Below are 16604 nucleotides of genomic sequence, written 5' to 3'. Positions count from 1 at the left end.
TATCTCCGAGCGGCTCGTGGAAGTGGTAGGCCACGGTGTCGTCGTCGATCTGCGACAGCGACCCCTCCTGGGCCCGGATCGCCCCGGCGAAGTACCGGAAGTGGTCGACGGCCAACGGGATGTCGGCGTTCAGCGTCTCCCGGATCGGCTTGCCGTTGTCCCACGACTCCGCCAGTGCGATCGACTCCAGGTTCTGCTCGATCCGGTCGGCGATCTTGTTGAGGATCACCGCGCGCTCGGCGGGCGCGGTCTTCCCCCATGCCGGCGCGGCGGCGTGGGCGGCGTCGAGGGCCTTGTCGATGTCTGCCTCGGTCGAGCGCGCCACCTCACAGAACACCTGACCGGTCACCGGTGTCGGGTTCTCGAAGTACTGGCCCTCGACCGGCGCCACCCACTCGCCGCCGATGTAGTTGTCGTACCGGGACTCAAATGCCATCAGGGCGCCCTCGGCACCCGGACGTGCGTAAACGGTCATCGCATTCTCCTGCGCTCGGATACCGAAGTGTGTCGGTAGTCACTCACCGTAGGCAGTGGGAGGTTGCAGCACGGTTGCATTCGCCGGACCCGGGCTCGGGCTCAGCCCAATTCGGCATCCAGCCCGGCCAGGTGACCGCGGGCCCTGGCCCGAGCCACCGGGTCGGCATCGGCGTGATCGTGCAGCAACCGCCAGCCCTCCCGGTCGTCGCGGCCGTCGGGCATCTGCAGCCAGGTGCGCAGCAGTTCCAGGTTTCCCAGGGCGGCCCGGGCCAGCACGGCTTCGCGCAGGCTCGCCGCCAGCTCAGTGCGCAGCCGGCCGACCGCGGGCGATACCGATTGCGGCAGCAACGCCCCGGCATACGCACCCAGCGCGGCAGCCACGTCACCGGCCTGCAGCGCGTCGAACACGTCGCCGAGATCGCTGGAGACCGGCGACAACAGCCGGTACGGGCGCGAGGCGACGTAGTCGGCCCCGATCACGCGACGCAGCCGGGACATCTCGGCCCGGACCGTCACGACGTCGAGGTCCTTGTCGTCGAGCAGCATCGCGAGGTGATCGGCGGACAGCCCCTCGGGATGGCGGATCAGCAGGACCAGGATGTCGGCGTGGCGGCCGGTGAGCAGGTGCGGCTGGGCCCGACCGTGCTCGTCGAACAGGTGCCAGCGCGGACGGCCCGCGCCGAGCACCGAAAGCCGGGCGCCCGCCGCGGGCGGCGCGGCGGGGCGGGTCAGCCGCAGCAGGGCCAGCTGGTTCTCGACCGCGGCGGCGGTGGCCCGGACCAGCGCCAGCGTCTGCGCCGAGGCGACCGTGGCGTCGCCGGTGAGATCGATCGCACCCAGCAGGACGCCGGTGACCGGATCGTGCACGGGCACCGCCGTACAACTCCACAAATGCACGACCCGGGAGAAGTGCTCGGATCCGCGGATCTGCAGCTCGCGGTCCAGCGCCAGCGCGGTGCCGGGGGCGTTGGTCCCCGCCGCGCGTTCACTCCAGTCCGTGCCGGGCACGAAGTTCATCGCCTCGGCCTTTCGGCACGCCACCCGGTCCCCCTCGACCCACAGCAGGGTGCCGTCGGCCGCGGTGATCGCGACCACGACGCCGGCGTCGACGGCATCGTTGACCAGCAGTTTGCGGATCAGCGGCAGGGTCGGGGCCAGGGGGTGGGTATCGCGCAGCTCGGCGAGGGCGGCCACCTCGGCCGACGCCCGAGCACCCCGGTCGGGGTCCACGCCGGTGGCCAGGCTGCGCCGCCAGCTGTCGGCCACCACCCGGCGCAGCGATGTCGAATCGAGGTAGGCGGCGTCGACCTGGCCATCGATGAACAGGTCGTGCACAGCACTCACCTTCGCCGGCGGTATCCGGGTCGATACCCGCCCACCTGCGTTGCCCGATACGGCCACGACGATCACACTCCTGAACGCACGGTCTCTGAGCCGGCCATGCGCTTGCCGCCAGGATAGTTGAGAAAATGTGACGCGGGTAACTCAGCCGCAGGTCGGGGCGCCGCGGAATCGTTGATCGGGCCCCACTGTCGGTATAGTCGGGCCACGGCGGCTTGTCTGTTCTGCCTCTGCCGCCATCTCGATCGTCACCTCGAGCGCCGCGGGATGTCACCCGCGCCGGGCAGGACGACCGCCTACCTTTCGGAGTTCTCCTTGTCTGCCCAGAAGTCTGCCCAGAACACCTTTGCCGAACTCGGCCTGCCCGCCGGCATCGTCGCCGCGCTGGACGCCAACGGCATCACCACACCGTTCCCGATCCAGGCCGCGACCCTGCCGGATTCGCTGACCGGCCGCGACGTGCTCGGCCGCGGCCGCACCGGGTCGGGCAAGACCTATGCGTTCCTGCTGCCCCTGGTCGCCCGGCTGGCCGGCAGCGGCACCCCGCGGGTGTCCGGCCGGCCGCGGGCCCTGATCCTGGCGCCGACCCGCGAACTGGTCACCCAGATCGAGGCGTCCCTGGCTCCGCTGGCCGCGGCGGCCGGTCTGCGCTCGATCAATGTGTTCGGCGGGGTCGGCCCCGGCCCGCAGATCGCCGCGCTGAAGCGCGGCGTCGATATCGTCATCGCCTGCCCGGGCCGGCTCGAAGATCATGTGTCCTCGCGGCACGCCGACCTGTCCGCGGTGGAGATCACCGTGCTCGACGAGGCCGATCACATGGCCGACCTCGGCTTCCTGCCCGGGGTGAAACGACTGCTGGACCGCACCCCGAGGAACTGCCAGCGGCTGCTGTTCTCGGCCACGCTGGACGCGGGCGTCGACGTCCTGGTGAAGCGCTACCTGCACGATCCGGTGGTGCACAGCGTCGATTCCGCGCAGTCGCCGGTGACGGCGATGGTTCACCATGTGCTGCACGTGGACACCACGGCCCGGATCAACGTGGTCACCGACCTTGCCGCGTCCCCCGGCCGAACCATCGTGTTCGCCCGCACCAAGCACGGCGCGAAAAACTTGACCCGCCAACTCAACTCGCGCGGAGTCTCGGCGGTCGAGCTGCACGGGAACCTGTCCCAGAACGCCCGCACCCGTAACCTCACGGCGTTCTCCGACGGCAGCGCCACCGTTCTGGTGGCCACCGACATCGCCGCCCGCGGCATCCACGTCGACGATGTGAGCCTGGTGGTGCACGCCGATCCGCCGGTCGAGCACAAGGCCTACCTGCACCGGTCCGGCCGCACCGCACGCGCGGGGGCCGAGGGCACCGTGGTGACGTTGATGCACGATGCGCAGGTTTCGGATGTCCGCAACCTCACCCGTAAGGCCGGGGTGAAGCCGACGATCACCAGGATCACCGGCCTGGACCATCCGGTGCTGCAGGAGATCGCGCCGGGGGAACGGGTTTTCGGCGAGCCGATGCGTGCCGAGGCGAAACCCGCCCGGCCCCAGCCGGCCCAGCCGCGGCGCAGCAGGCCCCAGCGCTCCAATCGCTCGGAGGCCACCTCCGGCGGCGGCCGTTCCGGTGCGCACCGGGGCGGTGGGCGGGGACGCCGGCCGCGCAGGCCGAACGGTTCCGCGGCGCGCTGACGCGGGCCCGACTTCGCGATGTACGGTCCCGCCCGGTCTCTCCATCCCGGGCGGGACCGCACACGTTTGCGGGTGGGGCGGCTCAGAAGCCCCACGCGTTGGCGGCACTGCGGTCGGTGGCGGCGATATCGTCGGCGCCGTCCCGGACCGCGTTGCCGAGGTTGACCAGGATCTCGTTGAGCGAGGCCGCGGCCTGATTCCACCTGGCCTGTTCGGCGCGGTAGGCGTCGGCGGCCTCACGGGTCCAAATCTGTTGCAGCGGAGCGATCTGCGCGCGCAGGTCGTCGAGCGCCGCGTTGAGCCGGTTGGCGGTGGTGTGGATCTCCTGGATGACCGAGTACTCGATCTCGCCGAAATCGTAGGACAGGACGTGGTTCACGGTGGACTCCGATCGATCAGAGGTGGTCGCCGACGGCGCCGAGCCGCTGCGAATGGCCGTCGGCCGCCTCGCGCAGGGTCCGCTCGTTGATCCGGATGGTTTCGGCGATGCGTTGCAGCGCCGTGTGCAATTTGACCGACTCGCTGTTCCACCGGTCCACCACATCGCGGAACCGCAGCGCCGCGACCCCGCCCCACACCGACGGCGGCACACTGGTCATGCGGCCGATGAACGTCGCCAACATGGCCCGGATATCGTCGTTGAGCACGTCGACCTTGCCCGCCACGGTCGTCATCACATCGAAGTCGGTGCCTAACGCGCCCGCCCGACCCACCGGTTCTGCCATTGCCAACCCTCCGTTCTTGTATTGCGGGATATAACAATTGGACGCAGCCGGGACCGTTTCGGTTCCATCTGGTTTCAGCGCACCGCATGGGCGGACTCGACGGCGGCCCGGCACGGCTGCGCGACCGTCTCGGCACGTCCCGGTGCGCTCTGACAGCCGATGGCGATCCGCACCGGGCCGTCCAGCAGCACCGCCCACCGCACCTCGCGGTCGGCGCGGAGCTCCCGGTAACTGGCCACGTCCCGGCCGGCGATCCGATCGCCAGGGTTGAAGTCCACGAACACCCCGGCGGGCTCCTCGTCGAGCGCGCGGCGCAGCGCATCGCCGAGACGGCCTGCCGACTCACCGGCCGGGGCGTCGGACTGGGTGAGGTGCAGCACGACATCGGGGTCCGATGGCGAAACCACCTGCACCCGGGCCGAGCCCGGACCACCGGTGACCCGCTGCACCGCCCAGCCTGCCGGGACCCGCATTTCCACCCGGCCCTCCACCAGCGGGGTCGACGATTCGCCAGCGCCGGGTCGATGCCCGGTTGCGAGGGCCGCCCCGGCGCACAGCGCCGCGAGAATCAGCGCCGCAGCCACCAACACGGGTCGCCGCCGGACCGGCGCATCGGGACCGGCCGGCGGGACCGCCGCCGTCGCGCGCCGCAACCCGACCGCATCCAACAGCGCCGCATCGGCCGTCGACACCGCGACGCCAAGGCCCCGAAGGCGCGTGGTCACCTCGCGGCCCAGCGCCGCACCGCGGGCCACCTCGCCCGGCGCGTCGACGATCACCGCATCCGCACCGTCCAGCAGCCGCAGGACGGTGTCCACGACGCCTGTGTCGTCGCAGCGGGCCACGCAGACCGGATCGGTGCCGGGCCGGGCCACCACTACCACGTCGTCGGCGATCTCCACCACCGCGGCCGACGGGTGGCCCGACCCGGCTCGCAACGCCTGCATCCGCTGCAGTACAACACTGTCCGCGCAGTGTTCGGCACCGGCGTTGCGGATCAGGGCGAGCTGGTCGGTGGTCCACCAGGTCGGGCAGACCAGGATCAGCGCGTCGGCTTGGGCACCGCCCGCGGCGCCGATCAGCTCGGTCCACAGCACGTCGACGGCGACCGGCTGATCGTCGATCAGGGCGATCGGATCGTCGATGCATTCCACCGCGGTGGCGGCCCGGTCCGCCGCGACGGTGCCGGGTCCGCGCACCGTGACCGGGCCGGCCTCGATCACCACGGTGCTCACGGTGTCGGCGCCATCGCGACCTGGACCAGTTGTTCCGGGGCGGTCCGGGTGATCAGGGTGCCCCGGCCGGGCGGCAGCGGCCGGCAGCGGGCCGCTCCGAGCAGCACCCCCTCCTCGGGCGCCGCACTCATCATCAGGCCCATACAGCCGAGTTCCTTGAGCCGGCCCAGCACCGGGTCAAACATCGCCCGCGCGGCTCCGCCCGACCGCCGGGCCACCACCAGGTGCAGGCCGATATCGCGAGCGTGTGGCACCAACTCCAGAACGGGGCCAAAGGGATTCGCTCCGGCCCCGGCCACCAGGTCGTAATCGTCGATGACCAGATACAGTTCGGGTCCCGACCACCAGGACCGGTCGCGCAGCTGCCGTTGGGTGACCTGAGGTCCGGGCAGCCGGCCGCGCAGCCGCTCCAGTACCGGCGGCAGCGCCGCTTCGAGCGCCCCGGACGAGATCGCGTAACCGGTCAGATGGTCGGATTCCACCGCCCCGAGCAGGGTGCGGCGGTAATCGACGACGAGCAGCTGGACGTCGGTCGGCGCGTTGGTCCGCACCAGCTCGGTGCACAGGGTGCGCAGCGTGGTGGACTTTCCGCAGCCCGGATCGCCGAGGACGACCAGATCGGGTTGCTCGCCGAAATCCACCAGGGCGGGTGCATAGTCGTTCTCGCCGAGTCCCACCGTCACCTGGGTGGCCGGCCGCGGGCACCCGACGGCGGCCAGCGACTGCCGGTCGACCAGGCTGGGCAGCAGGCGCACGGCCGGGGCGCGGGCGCCGCCGTGCTGGGTGTGCAGGATGTCGCCGGCCCGCGACAGTGCGGCCGCGATTCCGGTGTCGCAGGCCGACCCGTCCAGCCGGGGCAGCGCGATCAACAGCTCGTATCCTGCACGGGTGAGACCGCGGCCGGGTCGGCCATCGCCGAGCCGGCGGGCCCGGTTGCGGTCCATCTCCGATTCCGCCGGGTCGCCGAGCCGCAGCTCGATCCGGCTACCGAGCTGGTCCTTGACCGCAGGCCGGAACTCGGCCCACCTCGAGGCGGTGGCCACGAGATGCACCCCGTACGAAAGCCCCTGCACCGCAAGTGCGGTGATGGTTGCCTCCAGGTCCTCGAATTCGCCGCGCAGTGTCGACCACCCGTCGACGATCAGGAACACATCCCCGTACCGGTCGTCGATCAACCCGTCCGCGGCGCGGCGCCTGCGGTATTCGGCCATCGACTCGATACCCAGATCCCGGAACCGAATTTCCCGGTCCCGAAGCACGCCGCGGATGTCGGCTACCGTGCGCCGCACCAGATCGGTGTCGCGGCGCCCGGCCACCACTCCGACGTTGGGCAGCGCGGCCAGCGCCGCCAATGCCCCGCCGCCGAAATCGAGGCAGTACAGCTGCACGTCCCGTGGATGGTGCCCGGCCGACAACGCCGCGCCCAATGTGCATGCGACGGTGGATTTCCCCGATTGCGGTCCCCCGACGATCGCGACGTTTCCGGTCGAACCGGACAACTCCAGGACCAGCCGGTCGCGGCGCTGGTCGAAGGGCCGGTCGATGAGGCCGACGGCCACCGTGAGCGGTTCGGCCGCCGCCATCAGGACATCGCTGAGCGGTATCGACGCGGGTAGCGGCGCCAGCCACACCTGGTGGGCGGGCGTACCGTGCCCGGCCACCCGGGACAACACGACATCGAGCACCGTGGCGGTTTCGGTCCGGGGCGCGGCCGTTTGCGACGGCGCCCACCTGGCGGTGAACGGGCGCACGGCCGGTACCGCGGGCGGCTCGATCCGCACCGTCCCCGGGTGCGGTCCGGAGACGAACGCGGTTTGGAACCGGGTCAACTCACCGGCGGGGGTCTTGAGGTAGGCCGCGCCGGGAGTGTTCGGGAGTTGGTGCGCGTCGGCAGTTCCGAGTACCGCCCGTGATTCGCTGGGCGAGAATGTCTTCAGGCAGATCCGGTAGGACAGATGGGTCTCCAGGCCGCGCAGCCTGCCCTCGTCGAGTCGCTGGCTGGCCAGCAGCAGATGGATGCCGAGTGACCGGCCGAGCCGGCCGATCGCGACGAACAGCTCGGCGAAGTCGGGGTGCTGATGCAGCAGTTCGGAGAACTCGTCGACCACGATCACCAGCGCGGGCAGCGGGGGCAGATCGGGACGCCTGCGCCGGTAATCGGTGATGCCTGCCAGGTTTCCCGCCGCCCGCAGCAGTTCCTGTCTGCGGGTCATCTCCCCCGCCAACGCATCGGCCATCCGGGCCACGAGCGCGGCCTCGTCGGCCAGGTTGGTGATGACCGCGCTGACGTGCCGGGCCGATTCCAGGCCGAGAAACGTTGCCCCGCCCTTGAAGTCGACCAGAATCAGGTTGAGCGCATCGGGTGAATGGGTGGAGATCAAACCCAGCGCCAGGGTCCGCAGCAACTCCGACTTCCCCGATCCGGTGGCCCCGACGCACAACCCGTGCGGCCCCATCCCGTTCTGGGCGGCCTCCTTGAGGTCGAGGTGTAGCGGCACACCGTCCGCGGTCACCCCGATCGGGACCCGCAGCAGCCGCTCCGGCGCCGCCGTCCGCCAGCAGTGCGGCGGCTCGATCCCGGCCGCATCGCCCACCCCGATCAGATCGGCCCAGCCCGAGGGTGAAACCCGTTGCGGCGCAGCTGGCTGCAGGCGGGCCAGCCGCCGGGCACAGGTCCGCGCCTGAGTCTCGCTCATCCGGTCGGGCCGCGCGTCCAGGTCGCCGAAACGCCGACCGTCGGCCGTGATGCGCAGCCGTGCCGACGCCCCGGGACCGGCACCGACCATGAGCACCGTGACGCCGGGAGTCGGCTCGGGAGGATCGGCGGCGTCGACGATCAGGACGAGGTGCGCCGCGACCGCCCCTGGAAGTTCGGCCGCGCGGCGATGGTGCATCCGGGCCGGCCCGGCAGCATCGCAGCGCTGCGGATGCCCATGGTGTGGTAGCCATTTCATCCACTCCCAGTGCCGGGCCACGCCATCGCCGGCGAGCACCCCGATCCTGACGTCACGGGGGCTGTGCCAGGTGGCCAGTTGGCACACCATGGCGCGGAGCAGGGCCCTGGCGTCGGCGGCGTCCCCGTCGACCGCGAGGCCGGGCAGCTCAGCCAGCGCGACCGTCACCGGCACCTCGGTCACCGTCGAGCGGACCCCGATCAGCCGGCGCAGCGCGACGACGGTGACCGGATCGGATTCGCCATCTGCCGGGGTTTGCGGCAGCACCAGCCGGGTGCACAACGGCCGCTCCCCGATCCCGATCCGGACCGCACCGAACGCCGGATGCCCGGGGTCGCGCTCGCGCACCCGGCCCGCCAGACACCACAGCGCGCCGGGATCGGGGTGTGCGGCATGCTGATCCTCCCACTGGGCCTGCGCGGTGGCGGCGGCCGCGGCGCCGAGCCCGTCGAGATAGCGCAGGTATTCGCGGCGGTCACGATCCAACTCGGCTGCGCTGCCGTTGCCGCGCAGGCTGTACACCAGGGTTCCGATCACCGACATCACCATCATGACCGGGAAGAACATGAACGCCGGGCCGCGCGCGGCGGCCGCGCCCGAGGTGAAGTAGACCGCCATCATCCCGGCCATCGCGACCACCAGCAGCACCGGCAGCAGCCGCGTCATCGGATTGGTCGGGGTGGCCCGCGGTATCACCGGCGGTGCATCGATCAGCACCTCGCCGGACGGGTACGGCTCGGCGAGTGCGGGTGGTGCGGCAACGGGCTCCATCGACAGATTTGGACGCACGCCACGGCCGATCCGTTCCATCCTCGTCGGAGAAAAATTGCCGCACGGAACGCTCTCGGACGTCGGTTACGGTGCTAGGCACTGGCGTCGATCGGGGGTGATGGCATGCCGGATGCTTTGCGCCGCGTGTCGATTCACTGCGGCCGGGTCGACGACGATCCGGTCACCGTGGATCTGGCCCTGCCCGCGTCGGTCCCGGTCGGCGAGCTGATGCCGTCGATCGTCGAGGCCTGCGCGGCCGACGATGCCGCACCGGTGAACTGGCGTCTGTACCTGGCCTGCGGTCCTGCGCTGGACGAGTCGGGGACACTGGCGCACAACGATGTTCACGATGGCGATCTGTTGTTGCTCGCACGCGACACCGTTCCGGCACCCCAGCGCCGGACCGGCTCGGTCACCGACGCGCTCACCACGGCGGTGCCGACAGCAACGGCCGGGCCGCGTCTGCAGGTGGCGGGCTGCCTGTGGTCCTGCCTGGCGGCCGCGCTGGCACTGGTGTGGGCCGGTGTCGCCACCGCGGGCCCCGGCCGGTTCGCGATCGCGGCCCTGCTGGCCGTCGGGGTCACCGGGGCCGCAGTGACCGCCGCGCGGATGCGGGCCGCACCGATAGTGCTGACGGCGCTGAACATCGCCGCGGTGGTCGAGGTCGCGGCGTTCGGGTTTCTCATCGTGCCCGCAGGCCCGGGTCCGGCGAACTTTGTGCTGGCCGGTGCGGCCGCGGCGTCGGCCGGGATCGTGATGTTGCGGATTTCCGATTGTGGCACAACGCTTCTGCTGGCGGTCGTGACGTTCTCGGCCGTATCGGCCGTCGCGACCGGATGCGCCGTGGTCTGGCCGCTGGGGCTGCAGGCGATCGGCTCGGTGCTGGCCGCGACCGGGCTGGCCGCGCTGTCGCTGGCGCCACGGGTGTCGATCGCCGTCGCGGAGCTGACTCCACCGGTGCCGGGCGAACCCGACGCTGACGACGCCGCCGCGGACCCGGCCGATATCGCCGTGCTGGCCGCGCGCGGGCACCGCACGCTGACCGGGCTGATCGCCGGGTGCGCCGCGGCCGCCGGGCTCGGCGCGGCGCTCGTCGCGGCGGGCGCCAGGGATCGGGTGTCCCCAGCGACCGTCGCGTTCACCGCCGCGGTCGGGATGGCGCTGGTCCTGCGGTCCCGGTCGTACGCCCAGGGTCACTGCCGGACCGCATTCTCGGTCGCCGGCCTGCTCGGCCTGACCGCGACGTTCTTTCAGATCGTGATGCGCTCGCCGCAGCACGGCAGCTGGACCGGCCTGCTCGCGGTCGGGGCCGGGATGGCACTGCTGGGTCCGGTAGCCGCCGGGCCCGCGGCGGCGCGGGTGGTCGACGGCCTGGAATACCTCGCGCTGGCTACGATCGTTCCGCTGACCTGTTGGCTCACCGGCATTTTCGGCGTCATTCGGAATCTGGGGCCGCTGTGAGCGCACCGTACCGGATGGCGGCGGCGGCCCTGCTGGCACTGCCACTCGCGGTGACACCCATCGCGGGTGCGGTGGCGCCGCCCGCGGTCGACGAGGCCCGCCTGCCCCCGGCGCAACCACCGGTACCGGCCCGGCCGACCGAGCAGCGCCGGCCATGTTTCGACCCCGGCAGCGCCGCCACCGGCCCCGTGCACAACCCGCTCGGGCTCGGCCCGGTGTGGTCGCTGACCAGGGGCGCGGGCCAGACCATCGCGGTGGTCGACACCGGGGTCACCCGGCACCGGCTGCTGCCGCACCTGGTTGGCGGCGGTGACTATGTGTCACACGGTGACGGCACCGCCGACTGTGACGGTCACGGCACCATTGTCGCAGGGATCGTCGGCGGCGCCCCTACCGACGACGGCTTCAGCGGTGTCGCGCCCGATGCCACGGTCCTCGCAATCCGGCAGTCCAGCAACAGGTTCGGTCCGCAAGGCGGCACGACCGGCGTCGGCGACGTCAATACCCTGGCGAAGGCGGTGCGGACCGCGGCCGACTTGGGCGCCACCGTCGTCAACATCTCGTCGGTGGCCTGTGTCGCCGCGGATCTCGCCCCCGACGACCGGGCCCTCGGCGCCGCACTGGCCTACGCGGTCGACGTCAAGAACGTCGTGGTCGTCACGGCCGCGGGCAACGTCGGCGGCCCCAGCCAATGTCCGGAGCCGAACCCGCCCGATCCGGGCTGGGAGAAGGTGCGGTCGGTGGCGAGCCCCGCGTGGTATGACGACCTGGTGCTGTGTGTGGGGTCGGTGGATCCCGACGGCGCGGCGTCCGCGTTCACCCTGGCGGGGCCGTGGGTCGATGTCGCGGCTCCCGGCGAGGGCGTCGTCTCGTTGCACCCGGACGGCGAACGGCTGATCGACGCGCTCGCCGAGGGCCACCCGATCTCGGGGACCAGCTACGCGGCGCCCATGGTGGCCGGCGTCGTGGCGCTGGTGCGGGCCAGGTTCCCGCAGTTGACCGCCCGCGCAGTGATGCGCCGGATCGAATCGACGGCACACCGGCCACCGGCCGGATGGGACCCGTTCGTCGGCAACGGAATCGTCGATGCGCTGGCCGCGGTCAGCGACGGGGGCCGGACGCCGCCGGCCACGCCCCGGCCCGTGGCGAGCGTCGGGACAACCACCGCGGCACCAGCGGACCCCGGCCCCCGCCGGGTGGCTTTCGGCGGCGCGGCAGTCTGTGTGGTCGCGACGATATTGCTGACCACCGCCGGACGGCTACGGCGCCGCTCGCGCGCCGTCCCGCAGGACTGACGCCGCGGCGCGGCTCAGTTCGGGCCCCCGAGGCAGCAGCGCGAGCATCGGCCACGGCCCCTCGACGGCGGGTCCCGCCAACCCGAGGCTCGCCGCCGTTTCGTCGTCGCGGATTCCGAACAGTACGCCCAGATCGTCGACCAGATACCGCGCTCCCGTCGTCGTGGACTCGCCCGCGAGTCCGGTGGCCCGTACCAATGCGCTGCGCCCGGCCGGAATGCCGATCCGATCGAGGTTCGGCCCCGCCCCGTCCTGCTGCGCCAACTCGATCGCGGTGTCCCATACCCGCAGCGAATCAGCGAGGTATAGACCGGTTTTCAGATCAGTTCCGGACGGCAGCGGATCCCAGCCCGCGCATACGGCGATGCCTGCGCCGGCCTGGACCCGCTCGGGGAGCGGCCCCAGCACCAGGTCCTGCACGAACGGTACCCGCGCCACCACGTCGGCCGCGATCTCGGGCGGCCCGCCCGCCGGCTGCGGCACGGTGAACCGGACGAGGTCGGCGACCACCCGGCCGACGCGTTGCAGCCCGTTGCCCAGCACGATGTAGAACTCCGCGGCATCGGCCCGGGCCAGACGCACCACGGTGCCCACGGTGGGCCCGCCAAGTGCCGGTGGCCCCGGGGTCCCCGGCGCCGCGATCACCGGCGCTTGCACCGCGGGAGCCTCGGGCACACCGTCCAGCAGGGACCGTGAAACCGGCACCGGTGCAATACCTTCCAGGCGCAACGCGCGGACCACCGCGATACTGCGGAGGTCGACGCGGGCCCGCCTGCCGTCATAGAGCAGATAGGTGTTCGCCGCCCCTTCGCCGCGGGGCGACACCAGTACGGCCTGACTGCGCCGCGCGGACCGAAGACCGGCGCCCGGTCGTCCCGCCGTCAGTACGGTGCCGGCGGGTTCGGCGATATCGCATACCGTCCAACCGGATTCATCGGCCGTCAGCGGTGGATCGATCCGAATCGGTGCCCCCATTATCCCGAGCATCGGGCCCCGCCTGGCCGCCGCGAGCACCCCGGCGCCCACCGGTTCCGGATCCGCCGGGGCCCCCGCGATCAGCCGGGCCGATGCGAGATTGGGGACCGGGTGCACGGTGCCGTCCACCTGGACGTACAACGCGCCTGAATCGCGGTCTATCAGGATCGGGGCACTGCCGAGCGCGCCCCCGGGGCGCACCACCGCGAGCACCAGGGACCCGATGATCGCCACCGCGGCCAGCACACAACCGGCGGTGAACGAGATCGACTGTGCGCGTTGCGGATCATCGAGCATCCTGGCATCGCCGCGAACCAGGGCATGCATGGTGCGCCGGAGCAGGAAGCGATAGCCGCTGAGCTGTAACCGAGTGGCCGGTTGGCGTGCCATATGTCCCCCGGCAATCACCCTAACCCGGCCCGAACCAGGGACCTGGCAGCGATTTTCGCTCGGTTGTGGGCCTCAGTCCTCGCGCCGGCGTTGCCGGTAGGCCGCGACATGCTGCCGGTTGCCGCAGTTGCCGGTGTCGCAGAAGATTCGGGACCGGTTGCGCGACAGGTCGGTCAGTACCGCCTGGCAGTCCGGGGCCGCGCAGGTCTTGAGGCGGCGCAGTTCGCCGCAGCGGATCAGGTCGGCCAGGGCCATGGCGATCTCGGCGCCCATCCGCTGCCCCAGCGGATCGTCCGCCGATGCCAGGTGCAGGTGCCACTCCGGCATCTCGGGATGCCGGGTCAACCACGGCGCGGCCTTGGTCTCGCCGAGTAGTCGGTTCACCATGGCGACCGCCTCCTCCTCGTCGCCGGAGGCGGCCCAGATCTCGCCGAGGCGCCGGCGCAACCGGTGCACCGCACGCAGTTCGGCGTCGTCGCGGTCCCGCCGTCCGGTCCAGCCGAACAGGTCGAGGTACTCGTCGAGCGCCGCCAGGTCGGCGAGCTGTTCACCGTCCACCCGATCGCTGTTCACCAGCAGGGCGCCGGCCCGGAGTGTGAGCTCCGTGTCATAGGTGAAAAGCGTTTGACGCATGATCCCCTTCCGTCATAGCGTCATGACCGAAATCGATATTACTCATGACATACCCGTCGAACACCGGGGAGGTGCACCCATGACCACAGCGACCGGGCCGGACCGGCTCGACCATTCGGCCGCCGCGGGCCGATTTCGGCTCGGCATGCTGCTGGCCGTCAGCTCGGCGCTGGCATTCGGCTCCTCCGGACCGTTCGCCAAGGCCCTGATGGAGGCCGGGTGGAGCCCCACCGCCGCGGTGACCGCACGGCTCGCGGGCGGCGCTCTGGCCATGGCCGTATTCGCCTCGGTCGTCCGCCCCGGCTGGATCCGCGAGGCGGTCCGCCACACCAGGACTGTCGCGGCCTACGGCCTGGTACCCATCGCCGGCGCCCAGCTGTTCTATTACAACGCCGTCGCACACCTGTCGGTCGGCGTCGCGTTGCTGCTGGAGTACACGGCCCCGGTCCTGGTCGTCGGCTGGGTGTGGGCCACCACGCGCCGGCGCCCCGGTGCCATGACCTTCGCGGGTGTGGCACTCGCCGTCGCGGGGATCATGCTGGTGCTCGACGTGTTCACCGGTGCCCACATCAACGTCGTCGGCGTCGGCTGGGGGCTCGCCGCAGCGGTCTGCGCGGCCTGCTACTTCATGATGTCCAACGAGGTCACCACCGATGGCGAGGGCCTGCATCCGATCAGCCTGGCCGCGGGCGGCCTGATCATCGGCTCGGCGGCGGTGGCACTGCTCGGCATCACCGGCGTGATGCCGTTGACGTTCACCACCAACCCGGTCGTCATGGCGGGGTTCACCACCTCGTGGGTGTTCCCGGTGGTCGCGCTCGGCCTGATCCCGACGGCGATCGCCTACACCCTCGGCATCTTCGGGATCGCCCGGCTCAAACCCCGTTTCGCCTCTCTCGTGGGCCTGTCGGAGGTGATGTTCGCGGTCCTGGCGGCCTGGATCATGCTGGGCGAGGCGCTGACTCCGGTTCAGGTGGTCGGTGGCGCCGTCGTCCTGGTGGGTCTCGCGCTGGCCCGGCAGGGTGACCGCAGCGAGCAGGCCGCCGAACACGCCTCCAGGATTTCCGAGGCGTGCTGGCCCGATACCCCGGTTCAGGAGGCGACCGATCGAGCAAACGATTAGCCCTGGCTAACCATTTTGTGTGACTATGTCGTCTGTGAGTCTCCTCCGGAAGTCGGCCCGGGTGGCCGCCATCGCTTCGACCCTGGTCTGCGCGGCCCTGCCGCTGGCCTTGCCTCTGGTCCCGGCCGCGCCCGCCGCGGCTGACCCGTGCTCCGACATCGAGGTCATCTTCGCCCGCGGCACCAACGACGCCCCCGGCCTCGGCCGGCCCGGACAGGCCTTCGCCGACGCACTGACCGCACAGGTCGGCGGCCGCAGCTTGTCCACCTATGCGGTCAACTATCCGGCCAGCTATGACTTCCTGGCCGCGGCCGACGGCGCCAACGACGCCAGCGCGCGCATCTCCTCGCTGGCATCGACCTGCCCGTCGACCCGGGTCGTACTCGGCGGGTACTCACAGGGCGCGGCCGTCGTGGACATGCTGGCAGGCATCCCCCCGCTGGGCAACAGGGTGGGCGAGATCGGTTCGGCGCCGCCGCTGCCGAGCGAGCTGGTACCGCAGGTTGCCGCCGTGGCCGTGTTCGGCAACCCCGCCACCAAGTTCGGCAATCCGATCACCTCGTCGGTGTTCGGCGGCAAGGCCATCGACCTCTGCAAGGACGGCGATCCGATCTGCTCGCGCGGCCGGAACCCGTTCGCGCACAGCGACTACGTGACGGCCGGCCTGACCGACCAGGCGGCGAATTTCGTCGCGGGCATCGTCTGACGGCGCCAAACGTTACTATTCAGTGTGGCCTTTGATCTTGTTCGTCGTTGCACACTGCTGTTTGCGTCAGCCGCGCTGACCGCCGCCGCCGCGATCGCCGTGCCGGTGCTCGCGCCCGCCGTGGCCTCCGCGGCCGACTGCCCCGACATCCAAGTGGTGTTCGCCCGCGGCACCGATGAGCCGCCAGGTCTCGGGCGCATCGGCAACGCCTTCGTCGGCGCGCTGCGGGATAAGGTCGGCGGCCGCTCGGTCGGCACCTACGCGGTCGACTACCCGGCCAGCTACGACTTCCTGGCCGCGGCCGACGGCGCCAACGACGCCAGTGGCCACATCCAGTCGATGGTGAACGACTGCCCGAACACCCGGCTGGTCCTCGGCGGATACTCGCAGGGCGCCGCGGTGATCGACGTCATCGCGGCGGTACCGTTCCCGGCGGTCGGCTTCAACGCGCCGCTGCCGCCCAACGTCCCCGAACACGTCGCGGCGGTCGCGGTGTTCGGGAACCCTTCGGCGAAACTGGGCCTGCCGCTCACCGCCAGCCCGGTGTACGGATCCCGCGCAATCGATCTGTGCAATCCGAACGATCCGGTGTGCACCGACGGCGACAGCATTCCCGCGCACCGGGCCTACGAGGGTCCGGCCAACGACGCGGCGAATTTCGCCGCCGGCCTGCTGTAGTCCTCGCCACGGCGTCGGCACGCTCTCAGCTCGATCGCTAGGATCTGTTAGATGTTCAAACATCTTGCCGGGTGTCGCCGTCGATGGTTGTGCATGGCAGTAGCGGTGGCCACGATGGCCACCGCCCTGCCCGTGGTGGCCGCCGCCGTATCCGGCG

The 16604-nt window shown here is 71.3% G+C and carries 14 protein-coding genes; 6 read left to right on the top strand and 8 right to left on the bottom strand.

All coding sequences use genetic code 11. The features are described from left to right. Together ACWDTP_RS30380 and ACWDTP_RS30375 are read right to left on the bottom strand one after the other, a co-directional pair. Window positions 1-475: aldehyde dehydrogenase family protein (locus ACWDTP_RS30380; RefSeq protein WP_450026806.1), on the bottom strand; the 475-nt coding region annotated here is incomplete at its 3' end. Between the two features lie 101 nt (window positions 476-576). Then, the gene (locus ACWDTP_RS30375; protein ID WP_450026804.1) at window positions 577-1887 is read right to left on the bottom strand and encodes a GAF domain-containing protein; all 1311 of its coding nucleotides are present in this window, start codon (window positions 1885-1887) and stop codon (window positions 577-579) included. A gap of 198 nt (window positions 1888-2085) precedes the next feature. Here ACWDTP_RS30375 and ACWDTP_RS30370 point away from each other — a divergent pair, with 198 nt between their 5' ends. Beyond that, window positions 2086-3501, top strand: a complete 1416-nt coding sequence (locus ACWDTP_RS30370) for a DEAD/DEAH box helicase (RefSeq protein WP_450026802.1) — start codon at window positions 2086-2088, stop codon at window positions 3499-3501. 82 nt (window positions 3502-3583) lie between these two features. On the opposite strand, the gene ACWDTP_RS30365 is transcribed toward ACWDTP_RS30370, so the two are convergent. From ACWDTP_RS30365 to eccCa, 4 genes are all read right to left on the bottom strand, one after another. Next, window positions 3584-3880, bottom strand: coding sequence for a WXG100 family type VII secretion target (locus ACWDTP_RS30365; protein ID WP_450026800.1), 297 nt, complete (start codon window positions 3878-3880; stop codon window positions 3584-3586). A 16-nt stretch (window positions 3881-3896) separates the two neighbouring features. Continuing rightward, window positions 3897-4226: a WXG100 family type VII secretion target gene (locus tag ACWDTP_RS30360; protein ID WP_450026799.1), complete on the bottom strand. Its 330-nt coding sequence runs from the start codon at window positions 4224-4226 to the stop codon at window positions 3897-3899. A 74-nt stretch (window positions 4227-4300) separates the two neighbouring features. Next, on the bottom strand, window positions 4301-5461 hold the full coding sequence (locus tag ACWDTP_RS30355) for a type VII secretion-associated protein (protein WP_450026797.1): 1161 nt from the start codon (window positions 5459-5461) through the stop codon (window positions 4301-4303). Continuing rightward, a complete protein-coding gene (gene eccCa, locus ACWDTP_RS30350) occupies window positions 5458-9186 on the bottom strand; it encodes a type VII secretion protein EccCa (protein ID WP_450026795.1) in 3729 nt (1242 codons plus the stop codon). Before eccCa ends, ACWDTP_RS30355 begins: the two co-directional genes overlap by 4 nt. A gap of 123 nt (window positions 9187-9309) precedes the next feature. Here eccCa and eccD point away from each other — a divergent pair, with 123 nt between their 5' ends. Beyond that, window positions 9310-10647, top strand: coding sequence for a type VII secretion integral membrane protein EccD (eccD, locus tag ACWDTP_RS30345; RefSeq protein ID WP_450026793.1), 1338 nt, complete (start codon window positions 9310-9312; stop codon window positions 10645-10647). 14 nt (window positions 10648-10661) lie between these two features. Next, on the top strand, window positions 10662-11942 hold the full coding sequence (gene mycP, locus ACWDTP_RS30340) for a type VII secretion-associated serine protease mycosin (protein ID WP_450026810.1): 1281 nt from the start codon (window positions 10662-10664) through the stop codon (window positions 11940-11942). Here mycP and eccB read toward each other — a convergent pair. Beyond that, window positions 11907-13307 (bottom strand): type VII secretion protein EccB, encoded by a 1401-nt coding sequence (eccB, locus tag ACWDTP_RS30335; protein WP_450026791.1) that lies wholly within the window; start codon window positions 13305-13307, stop codon window positions 11907-11909. The genes mycP and eccB overlap by 36 nt on opposite strands. A 72-nt stretch (window positions 13308-13379) precedes the next feature. Next, a complete protein-coding gene (locus ACWDTP_RS30330; protein ID WP_450026789.1) occupies window positions 13380-13940 on the bottom strand; it encodes a CGNR zinc finger domain-containing protein in 561 nt (186 codons plus the stop codon). 79 nt (window positions 13941-14019) lie between these two features. Here ACWDTP_RS30330 and ACWDTP_RS30325 point away from each other — a divergent pair, with 79 nt between their 5' ends. Genes ACWDTP_RS30325 through ACWDTP_RS30315 form a run of 3 tightly spaced genes read left to right on the top strand, consistent with a single transcriptional unit; the run spans window position 14020 to window position 16447 of the window. Next, window positions 14020-15063 carry an EamA family transporter gene (locus ACWDTP_RS30325; protein WP_450026787.1) on the top strand — a complete coding sequence of 348 codons (1044 nt, stop codon included), beginning with the start codon at window positions 14020-14022 and terminating at the stop codon, window positions 15061-15063. A 25-nt stretch (window positions 15064-15088) separates the two neighbouring features. Next, window positions 15089-15769 carry a cutinase family protein gene (locus ACWDTP_RS30320; RefSeq protein WP_450026808.1) on the top strand — a complete coding sequence of 227 codons (681 nt, stop codon included), beginning with the start codon at window positions 15089-15091 and terminating at the stop codon, window positions 15767-15769. 24 nt (window positions 15770-15793) lie between these two features. Continuing rightward, the gene (locus ACWDTP_RS30315) at window positions 15794-16447 is read left to right on the top strand and encodes a cutinase family protein (protein WP_450026785.1); all 654 of its coding nucleotides are present in this window, start codon (window positions 15794-15796) and stop codon (window positions 16445-16447) included. The last annotated feature ends 157 nt before the right edge of the window (window positions 16448-16604 follow it).

The organism is Mycobacterium sp. NPDC003449 (genome assembly GCF_053588415.1).
This window is presented reverse-complemented; position numbering and strand designations above follow the sequence as displayed.

Coding starts and splice junctions, on each gene's coding strand:
- ACWDTP_RS30370 (WP_450026802.1), top strand. CDS start 2,086: ATGTCACCCGCGCCGGGCAGGACGACCGCCTACCTTTCGGAGTTCTCC.
- ACWDTP_RS30360 (WP_450026799.1), bottom strand. CDS start 4,226: ATGGCAGAACCGGTGGGTCGGGCGGGCGCGTTAGGCACCGACTTCGAT.
- eccCa (WP_450026795.1), bottom strand. CDS start 9,186: ATGGAGCCCGTTGCCGCACCACCCGCACTCGCCGAGCCGTACCCGTCC.
- eccD (WP_450026793.1), top strand. CDS start 9,310: ATGCCGGATGCTTTGCGCCGCGTGTCGATTCACTGCGGCCGGGTCGAC.
- mycP (WP_450026810.1), top strand. CDS start 10,662: ATGGCGGCGGCGGCCCTGCTGGCACTGCCACTCGCGGTGACACCCATC.
- eccB (WP_450026791.1), bottom strand. CDS start 13,307: ATGGCACGCCAACCGGCCACTCGGTTACAGCTCAGCGGCTATCGCTTC.
- ACWDTP_RS30330 (WP_450026789.1), bottom strand. CDS start 13,940: ATGCGTCAAACGCTTTTCACCTATGACACGGAGCTCACACTCCGGGCC.
- ACWDTP_RS30325 (WP_450026787.1), top strand. CDS start 14,020: ATGACCACAGCGACCGGGCCGGACCGGCTCGACCATTCGGCCGCCGCG.
- ACWDTP_RS30320 (WP_450026808.1), top strand. CDS start 15,089: ATGTCGTCTGTGAGTCTCCTCCGGAAGTCGGCCCGGGTGGCCGCCATC.